At 72.0% G+C, this 15,668-nt stretch carries 14 protein-coding genes; 9 read left to right on the top strand and 5 right to left on the bottom strand.

Annotation, left to right across the window (positions count from 1 at the left end):
* Positions 1–34 precede the first annotated feature (34 nt).
* The gene (locus tag ACFZBP_RS19275; protein WP_383448619.1) at positions 35–808 is read right to left on the bottom strand and encodes an MHYT domain-containing protein; all 774 of its coding nucleotides are present in this window, start codon (positions 806–808) and stop codon (positions 35–37) included.
* Between the two features lie 152 nt (positions 809–960).
* Here ACFZBP_RS19275 and ACFZBP_RS19270 point away from each other — a divergent pair, with 152 nt between their 5' ends.
* Positions 961–1,560, top strand: coding sequence for a methyltransferase domain-containing protein (locus tag ACFZBP_RS19270; RefSeq protein ID WP_391414516.1), 600 nt, complete (start codon positions 961–963; stop codon positions 1,558–1,560).
* A gap of 4 nt (positions 1,561–1,564) precedes the next feature.
* Here the strand turns inward: ACFZBP_RS19270 and ACFZBP_RS19265 are convergent, their stop codons facing one another.
* Positions 1,565–2,320: an alpha/beta fold hydrolase gene (locus tag ACFZBP_RS19265; RefSeq protein WP_391414514.1), complete on the bottom strand. Its 756-nt coding sequence runs from the start codon at positions 2,318–2,320 to the stop codon at positions 1,565–1,567.
* Positions 2,321–2,473: 153 nt separating this feature from the next.
* Here ACFZBP_RS19265 and ACFZBP_RS19260 point away from each other — a divergent pair, with 153 nt between their 5' ends.
* The 4 genes from ACFZBP_RS19260 to ACFZBP_RS19245 all read left to right on the top strand — a co-directional run bounded on the left by ACFZBP_RS19260 (position 2,474) and on the right by ACFZBP_RS19245 (position 5,991).
* The gene (locus ACFZBP_RS19260) at positions 2,474–2,998 is read left to right on the top strand and encodes a helix-turn-helix transcriptional regulator (protein WP_391414512.1); all 525 of its coding nucleotides are present in this window, start codon (positions 2,474–2,476) and stop codon (positions 2,996–2,998) included.
* 114 nt (positions 2,999–3,112) lie between these two features.
* Positions 3,113–3,427: a hypothetical protein gene (locus tag ACFZBP_RS19255; protein ID WP_391414510.1), complete on the top strand. Its 315-nt coding sequence runs from the start codon at positions 3,113–3,115 to the stop codon at positions 3,425–3,427.
* 134 nt (positions 3,428–3,561) lie between these two features.
* Positions 3,562–4,425, top strand: coding sequence for a hypothetical protein (locus ACFZBP_RS19250; protein ID WP_391414508.1), 864 nt, complete (start codon positions 3,562–3,564; stop codon positions 4,423–4,425).
* A 171-nt stretch (positions 4,426–4,596) separates the two neighbouring features.
* Positions 4,597–5,991, top strand: a complete 1,395-nt coding sequence (locus ACFZBP_RS19245) for a tannase/feruloyl esterase family alpha/beta hydrolase (RefSeq protein WP_391414506.1) — start codon at positions 4,597–4,599, stop codon at positions 5,989–5,991.
* A gap of 3 nt (positions 5,992–5,994) precedes the next feature.
* Here the strand turns inward: ACFZBP_RS19245 and ACFZBP_RS19240 are convergent, their stop codons facing one another.
* The gene (locus ACFZBP_RS19240) at positions 5,995–6,177 is read right to left on the bottom strand and encodes a hypothetical protein (RefSeq protein WP_062704261.1); all 183 of its coding nucleotides are present in this window, start codon (positions 6,175–6,177) and stop codon (positions 5,995–5,997) included.
* Positions 6,178–6,431: 254 nt separating this feature from the next.
* Between ACFZBP_RS19240 and ACFZBP_RS19235 the strand changes: the two genes are divergently transcribed.
* From ACFZBP_RS19235 to ACFZBP_RS19225, 3 genes are all read left to right on the top strand, one after another.
* The gene (locus ACFZBP_RS19235) at positions 6,432–9,323 is read left to right on the top strand and encodes an SNF2-related protein (protein WP_391414503.1); all 2,892 of its coding nucleotides are present in this window, start codon (positions 6,432–6,434) and stop codon (positions 9,321–9,323) included.
* Positions 9,320–10,609 carry an SWF or SNF family helicase gene (locus tag ACFZBP_RS19230; protein WP_391414501.1) on the top strand — a complete coding sequence of 430 codons (1,290 nt, stop codon included), beginning with the start codon at positions 9,320–9,322 and terminating at the stop codon, positions 10,607–10,609. Before ACFZBP_RS19235 ends, ACFZBP_RS19230 begins: the two co-directional genes overlap by 4 nt.
* A gap of 129 nt (positions 10,610–10,738) precedes the next feature.
* Positions 10,739–12,085, top strand: a complete 1,347-nt coding sequence (locus tag ACFZBP_RS19225) for an esterase-like activity of phytase family protein (protein ID WP_391414499.1) — start codon at positions 10,739–10,741, stop codon at positions 12,083–12,085.
* 87 nt (positions 12,086–12,172) lie between these two features.
* On the opposite strand, the gene ACFZBP_RS19220 is transcribed toward ACFZBP_RS19225, so the two are convergent.
* Positions 12,173–12,445, bottom strand: a complete 273-nt coding sequence (locus ACFZBP_RS19220) for a hypothetical protein (RefSeq protein ID WP_383448601.1) — start codon at positions 12,443–12,445, stop codon at positions 12,173–12,175.
* Positions 12,446–12,843: 398 nt separating this feature from the next.
* Positions 12,844–14,010 carry a xylose isomerase gene (xylA, locus tag ACFZBP_RS19215; protein WP_383448599.1) on the bottom strand — a complete coding sequence of 389 codons (1,167 nt, stop codon included), beginning with the start codon at positions 14,008–14,010 and terminating at the stop codon, positions 12,844–12,846.
* A 201-nt stretch (positions 14,011–14,211) separates the two neighbouring features.
* Between xylA and xylB the strand changes: the two genes are divergently transcribed.
* The gene (xylB, locus tag ACFZBP_RS19210; RefSeq protein ID WP_391414496.1) at positions 14,212–15,657 is read left to right on the top strand and encodes a xylulokinase; all 1,446 of its coding nucleotides are present in this window, start codon (positions 14,212–14,214) and stop codon (positions 15,655–15,657) included.
* The last annotated feature ends 11 nt before the right edge of the window (positions 15,658–15,668 follow it).

Raw genomic sequence — 15,668 nt, 5'->3', positions numbered from 1 at the left:
CGGGGCGTGCTGTGCCGGTCCGTCGGATCCGCCGCTAGCCGACGACGCTCTCGACCGATCCCTGGGCCGAAGCGGATGCCGCACGCTCCCCCGTGGTGGGCGACAGCGCGACGAAGGCCGAGGTCAGGAAGAGGTAGGACCCGAGGCCGACGGCGAGGGGGAAGATGAACTGCATCGCCGTGGCCCCGGGCAGGACCGCGCCGGCCGGTGTGACGTCCACGCTCACCGCGAACATCCCGGTGTAATGCATGCTGCTGACCGCCGCGCCCATGATCAGTGAGGCGATGGTGACGGCCACGGGCGACTTGATGTTGAGCGCGGCCCACAGGGCGGCGGTCGCCGCGACGACCGCGATCAGGACGGAGAGTCCGACGAGAACGGCGTCGTAGTGGACGTCGCCGTGCAGGCGGACTGCGGCCATGCCCAGGTAGTGCATGCTCGCCACGCCGAGCCCGGTGGTGAGTCCGCCGAGAAGGAGCGCCCGGGTGCGGTCACGGCTGTATCCGACCGCGAAGACGCCGCCGCAGACGACGGCCATGGCGACGAGGAGGCTCACGATGGTGAGCGGCACGTCGTAGCGGATGTCGGTGCCGCTGACGCTGAAGCCGAGCATGGCCACGAAGTGCATGGTCCAGATGCCGGTGCCGATCGCCGAGGCGGCGGTGATGAGCCAGTTGCGGCGCGACCGGCCGGTGGCGCCGAGCGCGCGGACAGTGCAGCGCAGCCCCAGCGCGGCGCCTATGCACGCCATCACGTACGACAGCACGGGGGTCAGCCAGCCGAGGGCGGCGTGGTCCAGGTGTCCCATGGCCACGGGACGCTAGTCGGGTCATGGGCGCGCGAAGGGGGCGCATTTCGAAAGCTGTTGGAATATGACACAGAGATGCAGCGGAACGATCGCGTCACGCTCGAACGTGTGCACAGCGGTGTCATCCGTGCCGGTGAGGGATCATGCGGAACATGAGCGACGACCACACACATGTGCAGGAGTTCTTCACGGCCCGCGCCGCCGCCTGGGACAGCAGGTTCCCGGACGACGCACCCGCCTTCGCGGCCGCGGTCGCCGAGCTCGGGCTGCGCGAGGGGGACCGCGTGCTCGACGCGGGCTGCGGCACGGGGCGGGCCCTGCCGTCGCTGCGTGCCGCCGTGGGGCCGTCGGGAGTGGTTCTGGGTGCCGATCTGACCCCGGCCATGCTGGAGGCCGCTGTACGGGCGGGACGCGACTCGGACGGGCGGTTGCTGCTCGCCGACGTGGCCGCGCTGCCGTTGCGGCCCGAGTCGCTGGACGCCGTGTTCGCGGCCGGCCTCATCGCGCATCTGCCCGACCCCGCCGAGAACCTGCGGGAACTCGCCCGGGTGGTGCGCCCCGGCGGCATGCTCGCGCTGTTCCACCCGATCGGCAGGGCGGCCCTCGCCGCTCGCCAGGGCCGGCAGATCACCCCGGACGACCTACGGGCGGAACCCAACCTCCGCCCGCTGCTGGCCGGTTCCGGCTGGCGCATGACGTCGTACGTGGACGAGGACGACCGCTTCCTGGCGCTGGCCGTCCGGAAGTCCTGACGTCTCAGCCCTGCCCGGCGACGGCGGCCACGAAGGCGTCCGGGTTGTCCAGCATGACGTTGTGGCCGGCGCCGGGCACGGTCACCACACGCACGCCCGCGGCCTCCAGGGCCGCGCCGCCGGCGAGTTCACCGGTGAGCTCGCCCTGCAGGAACACGCGGTCGATCGGCAGACCTTCGAGGATGTCCCGCATGATCGGGTCGGAGCCCCGCCTCAGCCATGTCGCGCTGCGATGGAGCGCCCGCGGGTCGGCCAGCCGCATCGTCGACGCCCACAGCGGGCCGACCGCGTCCAGCACGCGCGCGTGCGCCCCGCCGACGAACTCCTCCTCCTCGTAGACCGTGATCCATGCGCTCCCCGCGGCGGGCGGGGGCGAGGCGTCGAGGTTGGCCTCGGTGAGGACCAGCCGGGAGACGAGGTCGGGGCGACGGTGTGCCAGCACCAGGGCGACGGAACCACCCATGCTGTGCGCGATCAGCTCCGCGCCGCTCTCCCCCGCCGCGTCCAGGGCCGCGGCCAGGGCGTCGGCGTGGTCCTCCAGTCGGTAGCCGAAGTCCTCGGGCCGGTCGCTGATGCCGTGTCCCGGCAGGTCGACGAACAGGCTCCGCCGGCCCGCGAGTTCGGGCCGTGCGGCGATATGGGCGTGGTACACGGAGGAGACCGACCCCAGTCCGTGCACGTACACGCGCGCGGGCCCCTCCCCCGGCGTCTCCGTCCAGCGGATGCAGCTGCCCTTGCCGTCGAATTCGGTCTGCCTCATCGCGTCCTCCCCTTGGAGCCTCAATCGGCCGGCCCTGCCCGGCCTCGGGTCAAGCGTTGCCACTTCGCCAAGGATATACATCGTCAGCGATGTATCAAGACTTAGATGTACCCCATCTTGGATATACACCTGATCCGAGCGAGAATGTGACGCATGCTGGAGCTCGCCATCCTCGGATTCCTCTACGACACCCCGCTCCACGGCTACGAGCTGCGTAAACGCCTCACGGCGCTGACGGGGCACGTGAAGCCGGTCGCCGAGAGCACGCTGTACCCCGCGATCAAGCGGCTGGAGAAGGCGGGCCTGCTCGCCCGCGCCACAGAACCGGGCTCCGTGGCCGCGCCACGTCACGTCCTGACGCTGACCGAATCGGGCCGACAGGAACTGCACCACCGGCTCGCCGAGCCGGACCCACGCGACATCAGCGACGAGAACAGGTGGTTCACGGTGCTCGCCTTTCTTCGGCACCTGGGCGACGCGCCGGCCCAGGCGGCCGTCCTGCGGCGTCGGCTGGCGTTCCTGGAAGAGCCCGCGAGCTTCTTCTACGACGGCGACCGGCCGCTGCGCGCCGAGGAGCTGGACGATCCCTTCCGGCGCGGCCTGCTGACCATCGCGCGCGCCACCTCCCGTGCCGAACTCGCCTGGCTGCGCGAGACGATCACCTCACTGGACGGCTGACGGAAAGCGCTTCACCGCGCCGGCCCTCTTCTGCCCCCGATGCTCCAACTCTAGGTTGAACAGTGGAAGATGGACGATCAGTCCGATCAGCCACACAGGGGGAAGGCAGTCAGCATGTGGGACAGGGTGCGCAAGGCTCGCGCGAGAATTTTCCGTTCCCCGCACACGGAGGAGGACAACAACCGGGAGGAGCGCACGCACAAGGAGAAGCGCACACACAACCTCTTCGAGGCCGCCGCCGTGTACGTGTCGGCCCGCGCGGAGGACGACCAGGACCAGATCGACGAGGCCTCCGGATGGGTCTCCCCGGAGGCGCTGTCCTTCGGGGTGAGCGAACTGGCGTGCCGGGCCGTCATCGCGCTCGCCCGGGAGCGCGACCAGTCGCCGCAGACCGTCGCCCGGACCCTGCTCGGGCTCCCGGCGGCCTGACACCATGGACGATCTCGGTCGATTCGCCCCGACCAGTCGGAAAGCTGCAGCTCGGGTGTGCCGGGGAGTCGTGACAAGCGGCTTCCGCTCGCACTAGGGTGCGCGCCGATGGACGAACCGATGGGGAGGCTGGGATGGCCGGGACGGACGAGGAGGCCGTCGCCGCCGCGGACGATGCGCTCTATGTGCTCACGGCGGTGTTGCTGACGCCGGCGAAGTTCCCGAGCGTGCTGGGCGACGACTATCCGGAGGCCTGTGCGGCGCTCGGCCTCGCGCCGCTAGCCGACGGCTACGGCCTGGTTCTCGGCCAGGACGGCGACGGGGCCCGGTGGACGGTCGTCATCGACGACGTCTCCCTGGTCGCCGTCGCCATCGCGTCCTGGGACTGCGGCATGGAGTACGACCTGTCTCCCGACGAACGTACGGTCGTGGCCGCGCTGCCCGGGTGGCCGCTCGCGGTCGCCGTCGCCGCCCCCAACGTGCCGGATCCGCACGATCCCGACCCCGACGTCGCGGACGGTCCGCCGTTGGCGCCACCGGACACGAGCGTGTGGGGACCGGCCCAGCGGCGTCTGGGCGCCGACGAGATCGCCTTGCAGTGGGCCATCTGGCGCGAGCAGATCGACGACACCGCCTTCGCTACGCCGGGCAGCGGGACGGCGGACCCCGCCGAGGCCGCGGGCGCGAGCGAACGAGCCGAGAAGGGTGCCCCGGGCGGGACTCAGGGCGGCCACAGCGGCATCCGAAGGGTCCTCGCTGAGGCTCGCGCATACGTGGACTCCCCGCCGCCCCTCGGCCGCGTCAGGTCGTCGTTCGCCCCGGGTGACGCGCGGACCCTGCGTGCGGACGGCCCCGGCTGGTCGCTCGTCGCCCGGACCGACGACATCGCGTTCGTACTCCTCGACGACGAGCCCGGCGAGGTCCTGCCGGTGGGGCGCGGGCCGGAGCTGCCCGGGCTGCTGGAGGCGCTCGACAAGATGGCCGTACGCCCCAGCTGAGCCGGGCGCCGGACAGCACGGCAGCGGACGGGCGCTGTCTGACGACCCCATCTCTCGATGGCGTTCCATGTGGTCCCGACCCATGGATGGCACGGAGCCAGGACTACACCATGAGGCAGCCTTCACGGCTTCGCTCCATCATGTGCCCGTCCCCGCTGTCAGGAGGTCGTCATGCGCCTGTCCCGAGGTGCTCCGTTCATCGCCGCCGCGCTGCTGGCCGGCGCGCTCAGCCAGCCGACTCCGGCAGCGGCCACGGCAGTCGACGAGCAGCAGTGCGCTCGGGACGAACGCGTACGGGTGCCCGGCGCGGCCTTTCAACAGAGCGCCTGCCTCCTGGATCTGACCACGGCCGGACTCGCCGGCACGCCCTACACGGACATGGCCGACCAGGCAGGGCTCACCGCCCGGGGCACCCGGAATCCGGCCGGGGTGCCGGGGATGCAGATCGACGGCTACTTCCCTGACTCCTCCCGCTTCAATGCCACTCACGGCCGGCGTCACGACGCGCAGTTCGTGATCCGGCTGCCGGACCGCTGGAACGGCGGACTGGTCGTCACAGGAGCCCCTGGCACCCGCAGGCAGTACGCGACGGACACGGCGATCTCCGACAAGGTGCTCGCGCTCGGTTACGCCTACGCCGCGACCGACAAGGGCAACAGCGGTGCCGACTTCTATCGCGACGGCAGGCGGCCCGGTGACGCGGTCGCCGAGTGGAACACCCGGACCACCGAGCTGACCCGGGCCGCCCGCAAGGTGGTGGCCCAGCGCTACGGGCACGCTCCCCGTCGCACGTACATGACGGGCATCTCCAACGGCGGCTATCTCACCCGCTGGCAGCTGGAGAACCACCCCGAGCTGTACGACGGCGGCGTGGACTGGGAAGGCGCCCTGTGGACCACGGACGGCCCCAACCTGCTCACCTCCCTTCCCACGGCGGTCGCCCGCACGCTCGGCTCCGCGCGGGACGAGGATCTCTACACGGTCGGTTTCGCGCGCGGCTCCGAGTTTCTGTGGCCGTACCACGAACAGGCCTACTGGGGAGTCACGCAGAAGATCTACCGCGCCGAGTTCGACCCCGCGTACGACCCCGGCTGTCCCGGCCCGTCCGCCGGGACCACGCCGGAGCGGATCCTGGCACCCTGCGCGTCCGACGCCTCGTACGACTACGCGTCGCGCCCGGCGTCCGTCCGTCGCGCCGTGGCCCGTGTCGCGCTGACCGGGCGCATCGGCCGGCCCCTGCTCACGCTGCACGGCGATCTGGACGCGCTGCTGCCCAAGGCGGCCGACTCGGACGTGTACGCGCGCATGGTCGACGCCCGCGGTCGCGGCCCGCTGCACCGCTACTACACGATCGCGGGCGGCACTCACGTCGACGGCCTGTACGACACCTATCCGGACCGGCTCCGACCGATCCTGCCTTGCTACCGGTCGGCCTTCGACGCACTGGTCTCCTGGGTGGAGCGGGGCACCCCGCCGCCCGCGGACCGCACCGTCGGCAGGCCCGCGAGCGGCGACGTACTCAACTCCTGCCCGCTGTCCGCCCCGGCCGCGCGGACGGCCGGGTGAGGGTCAGCGACCGAGCTCCTTGCGCGTGGCACGGCGCAGCCTGCGCCGCTGTGACGGGTCGAGCGTGAGGTACGCGGCGGCCGGGACTCCCAGGACTATCAGGAGCGCGGCCCACCAGGGCAACCAGATCAACAGGATGAGACCGGCCGCCACACCTCCTGCGGCGATCTTCGCGTTCTTCGACATGTGCGTCGCCTCCTTCGCGGCCACTGCCGCTCTCTGACCTGAAAACGGGTCCGCGCTTCCAGCGGTTCCGAACCGCGACCCTGAGACGACCCTGAGGTGCGGCCCCTACTGGTCACGGAGCTCCCGCTGCCGCCGACGCGCGATCAACGTGCCGGGCTCCGCACGAGGGGGATACCCCGTCTATCGAGTAGTGACCCAGGTCACGTGACTTGTTCGCCCGGCAATCGCCTGAGTGATGTACCCTCGGCCACTCGATGCGGGTAGTCAAATTTGAGGAGTGTCGCAGAACTGTGCCGAGGCTTCCCGACGCAACACCGTCCGAGATCTCCGAACTGGCCTACTGCTGTGCCGTCTTCGTGCCCGGCGATCCGGCTCGCACCGGCCGGGTCGCCTTCTGGCGCGCGGACGGGGGCGCCGTGCCCCTCGTCGCGTGCGGATCCGCCGAGGAGGTCGCCGTCGCGCTGCCGGGCGGCGACGGGGGTGTGGAGCTGGCGACCGTGCCGGCCGTCGTACTCCCGGTGCGTGCCGCCCTACCGGTCCTCACGCGTGCGCGTACGTCCGCTCAGGCGCACCGTGCGGGCGTCTTCTGGGGCGCGGCCGCCGCGCTGGCCCTTCAGTTCGTGGCGCGTGGACTGCTGCTGCCCGGCCTCTCGGCGGCCGACCACGACGCCTGGCGCGTCGGCCCTCTGCGGCCCGAGGACGTCGAGCGGGTCCGCTCCCTCGCCGCCGCGATGCCGCCCGAGGCGCACGCGCTGCCGTTGCGCGACGTAGGGCCGCTGCGCCTGCCGGACCCTGAGCGGCTGCTGCGGGCCTTCCTGGACGCGGTCGCCGATGCGCTCCCCCGCTCCCCCGCGGCGGCGCTCGTGACCGGGGGGCCCGCCTACGCCGCGCGGGAGCCGCAGCACGTGCCCGAGCAGCGCGCGTGGGCCGCCGATGTCGCCGCCGGCCACGACGCGGGCGTACGGCTGTCCCTGCGGCTGGAGGTCCCCGGCCTCGGCACGGCGGCCTCGGATGACGTGGCCCTGTCGTTCCGGGCAGTGCCGCAGGTGCACAGCGTCAGCGATCCGACGCTGGTCGCGGACGCCGCCGACGTATGGGCGGACTCCGGTGCCTTCGGCCCACGCGCGCGGATGGACGCCCTGCTGGCACTGCGCCGCGCGGCCCGCGCGTGGGCGCCGCTCACACCGCTGCTCGCCGCGGCCGTTCCGGACGCGGTGGAACTGGCCGACGACGAGGTGACCGACCTCCTTCGAGAGGGCGCTCGGACGCTCGCCGGAGCCGGCATCGACGTGCACTGGCCCAAGGAGTTGGCTCACCAACTGACCGCCCGCGCGGTGATCGGTCCGCCGGACGACGAGGCCGCGTCCGGCAGGGTCTCCGCCGACACGCCGTCGCTTCTGTCCGCCGACGCGCTGCTCGCCTTCAACTGGCGGTTCGCGATGGGCGACCAGCGTCTCACCCGCGAGGAGCTGGACCGGCTCGCGGAGGCGAACCGCCCCGTGGTGCGGCTGCGCGACCAGTGGGTCCTCGTCGATCCTCACGAGGTGCATCGGGCCCGCGCGCAGCAGGACCACAAGGTGACGCCCATCGACGCGCTCGGCGCCGCGCTGACCGGCTCCACGGAGGTCGACGGCCGCCAGGTCGAGGTCCAGGCCACCGGTTGGCTGGCGGCGCTGCGCGAGCGGCTCGCGGACCCCGAGGGCCAGGAGCCGGTGGGCCAGCCTGCCGCCCTTCACGCCACGCTGCGGGACTACCAGCGGCGCGGCTTGAACTGGTTGGTCCGGATGACGTCCCTGGGCCTCGGCTGCTGTCTGGCCGACGACATGGGACTCGGCAAGACGATCACGCTGATCGCGCTGCACCTTCACCGGCAGTCCGACGCCTCGTCGGCCGGCCCGACGCTGGTGGTGTGTCCGACGTCCCTGATGGGCAACTGGCAGCGCGAGATCGAGAAGTTCGCGCCCGGCACGCGCGTGCGCCGCTTTCACGGCTCACGGCGCGATCTGGGCTCGGTGACGGACGGGGAGTTCGTACTCACCACGTACGGCACGATGCGCCTGGACACGCGCCGCCTCGCCGAGGTGTCGTGGGGCATGGTCGTGGCGGACGAGGCCCAGCATGTGAAGAACCCGTACTCGGCGACCGCGCGGGAGCTGCGTTCCCTCGACGCACGCGCACGCGTGGCGCTCACCGGCACCCCCGTCGAGAACAATCTCTCGGAACTGTGGGCGATCCTCGACTGGACGACGCCCGGCCTGCTGGGCCGCCTCGGCACCTTCCGCACACGCTACGCCCAGGCGGTCGAGGGCGGGCAGGATCCGGCCGCCGCCGAGCGCCTCACACGACTCGTACGCCCGTTCCTGCTGCGGCGGCGCAAGTCGGACCCTGGGATCGCACCCGAGCTCCCGCCGAAGACGGAGACCGATCGTGCCGTGTCCCTCACCGCCGAACAGGCGGGTCTGTACGAGGCGGTGGTGCGTGAGACGCTCGCGGAGATCGCCGGGGCCGACAGCATGGCGCGGCGCGGTCTGATCGTGAAGCTCCTGACGGGCCTGAAGCAGATCTGCAACCACCCGGCGCAGTACCTCAAGGAGGAGCGACCGAGGATCGCCGGGCGCTCCGGGAAGCTGGAACTGCTGGACGAGTTGCTCGACACGATCCTTGCCGAGGGGGCGGGCGTCCTGGTCTTCACGCAGTACGTGCGGATGGGACGGCTCATCGAAGAGCATTTGGCCGCTCGCGGTGTGCCCTCGCAGTTCCTGCACGGCGGTACGCCGGTGGCCGAGCGCGAGGCTCTGGTGCGGCGCTTCCAGGACGGTGAAGTGCCTGTCTTCCTGCTGTCGTTGAAGGCCGCGGGCACCGGTCTGAACCTCACCCGCGCGGAACACGTCGTGCACTACGACCGCTGGTGGAACCCCGCCGTCGAGGCGCAGGCCACCGACCGCGCGTACCGCATGGGCCAGACCCGGCCCGTGCAGGTGCACCGGCTGATCGCCGAGGGAACCATCGAGGACCGTATCGCCGACATGCTGAGCCGCAAGCGGGAGTTGGCCGACGCCGTGCTCGGCGCCGGCGAGGCGGCACTCACCGAGCTGACGGACGCTGAGCTGGCCGATCTGGTGGAACTGCGAGGGGGCGCCCGATGACTGGACACGAGGTGGACATGGAGCGCACGTTCGCCGCGCTCCCGCCCGCGCACGGGCGCGGGTTCGCGCAGACCTGGTGGGGCCAGGCCTGGCTGAAGGCACTGGAGGAGACGGCACTGGACTCCGGACAGCTCAAGGCTGGCCGCAGGCTCGCGCGCGCGGGAGCGGTCGGTGCGGTGTCGGTGCGTCCGGGGCGTATCACGGCTGTCGTGCAGGGCCGCGACCGCACGGCACACCGGGCCGACGTGCTGCTGGAGGAGCTCACCGACGAGCAGTGGGACCACTTCCTGGACATGGCCGTCGAACGGGCCGGGCACGTCGCCGCGCTGCTGGACCGCGAGATGCCGCCGCACCTGGTGGAGGACGCGGCGGCCACGGGTATCGAACTGCTGCCGGGCATGGGCGATCTGGAACCGGAGTGCGGCTGCGGCGCCTGGGACCACTGCGGGCACACGGCGGCCCTCTGCTACCAGATGGCACGCCTGCTGGACCAGGACCCCTTCGTGCTGCTGCTGATGCGCGGACGGGGCGAACACGGCCTCCTGGACGACCTCCAGGACCGCAGCGCGGCGCCCGTCGACACGCCGTCCGAACGGCCGGCGACACCCGAACCGGAGGGCGTGGACGCCGCGGAGGCGTACGCGACCGGCGAGATCCTGCCGCCGCTGCCCGCTCTGCCCGAGCTGCCTGCCGAGCCTGGGCTGCCTGCGTCCCTGGACACCGAGACGCCTCCCGCGCCCGGCGTCGACCCGGGCGCCCTGGAGTTCCTGGCCGCCCGGACCGCCGCGGAAGCACACCGCGTGCTCGCGGGGATCCTGCTCGCCGACGGCTGGGAAGGGCACGTCGGCGAAACGGAGTTGACGCTCGGCCAGGACGCGGTACGTCTCGCCGTCGGCTCCCCTGCCGGGGGCGTGGCGGAGCGGCTGGCCGACGGGTCGGGGCGCGGCAGTGAGGAGCTGGAGATTGCCGTACGCGCGTGGCGTCTGGGCGGTGTCGCCGCGCTGTCCGTGCTGGATGAGGAGTGGACCGTGGAGGGCGAGACGCTCGCACGCGCGCGTGCCGCCCTGGAAGCCGCCTGGGACGGCGACGAACGGCCGCCGCTGCGGGCGAAGGGCAACCGGTGGACGGTCGTCGGCGCGCGAAGGCAAGTTCGCCTGGGCCGGGACGGCCGGTGGTGGCCGTACCGCAGGGAACGGAGCCGCTGGGTGCCCGCAGCGGGCCCCGCGCAGGATCCGGCAACCGCACTGGCCTCGGCGGACGTGGCGACCGCGGAGGAGGAGGGGTGAGAGGCCTGCGGGGCGGTGACGTCGGCTCGCCGAGCGCCCGTCGTCCCGCGTTCACCCGGTGGCCGTAAGGCGTTCGGCGAGGGCTCCAAATCTGGCCGCTGTCCGTGAACTTGGTCCTCTGGAGGCCCGATGTCCCCGCACCGCACCGGCCTGCGCCGTGCCCACCGTTTCGTCGCCGGGGGCGTGCCCCTGGCCGTGATCGCGGCGCTCATGGCCGCCGGGCCCGCGGTCGGTGCCGGGGGCCGGGAGAGCGGCGCACACGTCGTGCGCACGGCGACGCTCGGCGACATCCCGCTCGGCGCCTTCAGCAACGCGTTGCTGCCCGGCACCGTGGCCGACGACCGGGGTGTGGACCTCGGCGGCATCGGGAGCGACATCTACCCGGCGAGCCGTAAGGGCGAGTTCTGGACGGTCACGGACCGCGGCCCCAACGGCCAGATCAAGATCGACGGCACGAAGCGCCGTACGTTCCCCGTGCCGGGCTTCGACCCCGCGATCGTGAAGATCCGGGTGTCCGGAGGCTGCGTGCGCGTGCTGGACTCGATCCCGGTCACGACCGCCGCCGGGAAGCCCGTCACCGGGCTGCCGAACCAGAAGGGCCGCGACGAGGCGCCGTACTCCTATGACGCGCGTACTCCTGTGTCGTACGACCCGAACGGGCTGGACACCGAGGGCATCGTGCGGGCCGCGGACGGGAGTTTCTGGCTCGTCGACGAGTACGGGCCGTCCCTGGTGCACGTCTCCGCGCGCGGGAAGGTCCTCACGCGCTACGTGCCCGAAGGGCTCGGACTCACCGGCACCGGCTACCCGGTCGTGGAGGCGCTGCCCTCCGTCCTGCTCCACCGGAAGATCAACCGAGGCTTCGAGGGACTGGCCCAACTTCCCGGCGGCGATCTGGTGCTGGCCGTCCAGAGCCCGCTGTCGCTGCCGGACACGGATGCCGGGGAGGCGTCGCGGACCACGCGGCTGGTGCGTTTCTCACCGTGGAAGAAGGCGGTCACCGCCGAGTACGCGTACCGCTTCGACTCGGTGAACGTGGTGGACCCGAGCGAGGACGACACCTCGGAGCTGAAGATCTCGTCCGTCGTCGCGGTGGGCGGGAACCGGCTGTTGGTCGAGGAGCGCACCGACAAGGCCGCTCGACTGCACCTCGTACGACTGGACCGCTCGGCCGACATCCTCGGCGGCCCCTGGGACCACGACACGACGTCTCCGTCGCTGGAACAGCTCGACGACCCGGCGGCCTCGGGTGTGCCGGTGCTCGCCAAGAAGCTGGTCGTCGATCTGGGCACGGTGGCCGGTGTGCCCGGGAAGATCGAGGGCATCGCGCGTGTGGACCACGACACCCTTGCTCTCGTCAACGACAACGACTTCGGGATGACGGACGGCGAGGGCGCGTTCGACGGCCGGGGCAGGCTCGTGGACAGCGGGGTGGAGACCTCCGTCGTCTACGTGCGGTTGCGTCACGCAATCTGATCCCGGCGTCGAACCCACGGCACGCGTGCGTGGCCGTCGAGAGGGCGGTACGCGCGCGTGCCGCCCCGCGACCGTGTTCCTCCCGGGCTACGGCAGCTCGTCCGCGAACGACGGGAGCAGCGATTCGAGGTCGCTGGGAAAGCCGCTCGGCAGTTCCGTGGGGAACCCGGACGGGAGCGATGTCGGCAGTTCGCTCGGCAGCTTGCTGGGCAGCTCGGTCGGGATGCTGAAGGACGGCTTGGGCGAGCTGCTCGTGGTCTCGGCGGGCGATTTCTCGCCGGGTGAGTCATCGCTGTCCGAGGCCATCAGAACCACGGCCACGACGGCTCCGACGGCGACGATCACGACGAGAAGGACCACCAGGGGACTGAGTCGCCGCCTCGGTCCACCGCCTCCGCCATGAGGCTCCTGCGGAGGCCAGCCACCGTAGGTGGGTGGGCCACTGCCCCCTGGAGGGGGTCCGTAGCCTCCGGGAGGCGGTCCGAAGCCACCGCCCGCAGGCGGCGTGTCACCCGGCGGTCCCGGCGGCTGAGGCGGTACGGGCGGCATGGCCATACCGTCAAGGGTCGCCCCGTGGCGGTCGGCACGCGACCCCCGCGCGGGAGTTGATACCGGCCCATGCCATGGATCGCATGGTTCCGGAACATTACGCGCGAAAAACGGCCAACCACACCCGCACCGCGTGTGACCGGATCACCGGCGCCCAGGAGGGCCGGAGGGCCGGACGGTCGCACGCGGTCGGGTACGCGCGCTTTGCCTCAGCCGCGGGCGCCCAGCAGGTGGTCCATCGCCAGCTGGTCGAGACGCTCGAAGGCCATCCCACGGGCGGCGGCCGCCTCGACGTCGAACTCCTCGAAGGCCGTGCGGTCGGCGAGGAGCGCCTTGAGGCCGTCCGCCGCAGTGGGCTGCGCCAACTCGTCGAGGCGGGAGGCACGCAGGGCCGCCTGAACCTCGGGGTCGGCCCGGAAGGCGGCCGAACGCTCCTTGAGGATGAGGTAGTTGCGCATGCAGCCGGCGGCCGACGCCCACACGCCGTCGAGGTCCTCGGTCCGCGGCGGCTTGAAGTCGAAGTGGCGGGGGCCTGCGTAACCGGCGCTCTCCAGGAGGTCGACCAGCCAGAACGCGGAGCGCAGGTCGCCGGCGCCGAAGCGCAGGTCCTGGTCGTACTTGATGCCGGACTGGCCGTTGAGGTCGATGTGGAAGAGCTTGCCCGCCCACAGGGCCTGTGCGATGCCGTGCGGGAAGTTGAGCCCGGCCATCTGCTCGTGGCCGACCTCGGGGTTGACGCCGTACAGCTCGGGGCGCTCCAGGCGCTCGATGAACGCCAGGGCGTGGCCGACGGTGGGCAGCAGGATGTCGCCGCGCGGCTCGTTCGGCTTGGGCTCGATCGCGAACTTCAGGTCGTAGCCCTGCTCGGTGACGTACTCGCCGAGGAGGTCGAAGGCCTCCTTCATGCGGTCCAGAGCGACGCGTACGTCCTTGGCGGCGCCGGACTCGGCGCCCTCCCGTCCACCCCAGGCGACGTACGTCCGCGCGCCCAGCTCGGCCGCCAGGTCGATGTTGCGGATCGTCTTGCGCAGGGCGTAGCGGCGCACGTCACGGTCGTTGGCCGTGAACGCGCCGTCCTTGAAGACGGGGTGGGTGAAGAGGTTGGTCGTGGCCATCGGCACCTTCATGCCGGTGGCCTCGAGGGCCTCGCGGAAGCGCTTGATGTGCCCCTCGCGCTCGGTGTCGGAGGACCCGAAGGGAATCAGGTCGTCGTCGTGGAAGGTGACGCCGTGGGCGCCGAGCTCGGCCAGGCGCTGCACGGTCTCGACCGGGTCGAGGGCACGGCGGGTGGCGTCGCCGAAGGGGTCCCGCCCCTGCCAGCCGACGGTCCACAGGCCGAAGGTGAACCTGTCCTCGGGGGTGGGCTGGTAGCTCATGCCGCGGCTCCTTGCTTGCTGACGACTGCTTGCACGACTCGCTACGACTATTTCGTCATGGCGCTTTACAAATTAGTATGCCCACGCGTCCCTGGGAAGGGACAAGATGTCCCCGAAGGGGTGAGGTCCGGGTCGTGACACTCCGGGCACCCTCGAAACAGCAGGTCAGAGCCCGTAGAGCCGCGGAAAAGGGAGAGCCCGATGTCAGCAGCCGAGGGTCCGCTCGTAGTCGGCGTGGACACGTCCACCCAGTCCACCAAGGCGCTGGTCGTCGACGCGTCGACGGGCCGGGTCGTCGCGAGCGGCCAGGCACCGCACACGGTGTCCTCCGGGGCCGGCCGCGAGAGCGACCCGCGCCAGTGGTGGGACGCCCTGTGCGAAGCGCTGCGCCAGTGCGGCAACGCGGCGCACGAGGCCGCCGCGGTGTCGATCGCCGGGCAGCAGCACGGCCTGGTCACGCTGGACGACCGAGGCGAACCGGTCCGTCCGGCCCTGCTGTGGAACGACGTGCGCTCGGCGCCGCAGGCCCGTCGGCTGACCGAGGAACTGGGCGGCCCGAAGTTCTGGGCCGAGCGCACCGGCTCCGTCCCGGCCGCGTCCTTCACCGTGACGAAGTGGGCCTGGCTGGCCGAGAACGAGCCGGAGTCCGTCCGGGCCACCAAGGCCGTACGCCTCCCCCACGACTACCTGACCGAACGCCTCACGGGGCAGGGCACCACCGACCGCGGCGACGCCTCCGGCACGGGTTGGTGGGCGTCGGGGACGGAGTCCTACGACGAGGAGATCCTCGCGCGCGTGGGGCTGGACCCGGCGATGCTGCCCCGCGTGGTCCGGTCCGGCGAGGTGGCCGGAACCGTCCGCGACAGCCATGACCTGCCGTTCTCCAAGGGCACCCTGGTCGCGCCCGGCACCGGCGACAACGCAGCCGCGGCGCTGGGCCTCGGCCTGCGTCCCGGCATGCCGGTGCTGAGTCTCGGCACGTCGGGCACGGTGTACGCGGTGTCGAAGCGCCGTCCCGCCGACCCGACCGGCACCGTGGCGGGCTTCGCGGACGCGCACGGTGACTGGCTGCCGCTGGCGTGCACCCTTAACTGCACGCTCGCCGTCGACCGTCTCGCGACCCTGCTGGGCCTCGACCGCGAGGCCGTGGAACCCACCACCGGCCTCACACTGCTGCCCTACCTGGACGGCGAACGCACCCCGAACCTGCCGAACGCCTCCGGTCTCCTGCACGGCCTGCGCCACGACACGACCGCCGGCCAGCTCCTGCAGGCCGCCTACGACGGTGCCGTCCACGCGCTGCTCGGCGCCCTGGACCTGGTCCTGGACGATGACGCGGACCGGTCGGCGCCGCTGCTGCTGATAGGCGGCGGTGCCCGCGGTGCGGCCTGGCAGCAGACCGTACGCCGGCTCTCGGGGCGCCCCGTGCAGGTCCCGGAGGCCAAGGAACTGGTCGCCCTCGGCGCGGCGGCGCAGGCGGCGGGCCTGCTGACCGGCGAGGACCCGGCGGCGGTGGCCCGGCGCTGGAACACCACCCAGGGGCCCGTGTTCGACGCTGTGGAGCGCGACGAGGAGACGCTGGCCAGGATCAGCGGGGTACTCTCCGACGCGGCCCCGCTGCTGGAGCGGAGCCCCGAGGCGCATTGAGGACTGACGGA

The sequence above is a fragment of the Streptomyces sp. NPDC008086 genome (assembly GCF_042957325.1).
Lineage (GTDB): Bacteria > Actinomycetota > Actinomycetes > Streptomycetales > Streptomycetaceae > Streptomyces.
The sequence above is the reverse complement of the archived record's forward strand: the minus strand, read 5'-3'. Positions and strand labels throughout refer to the sequence as shown.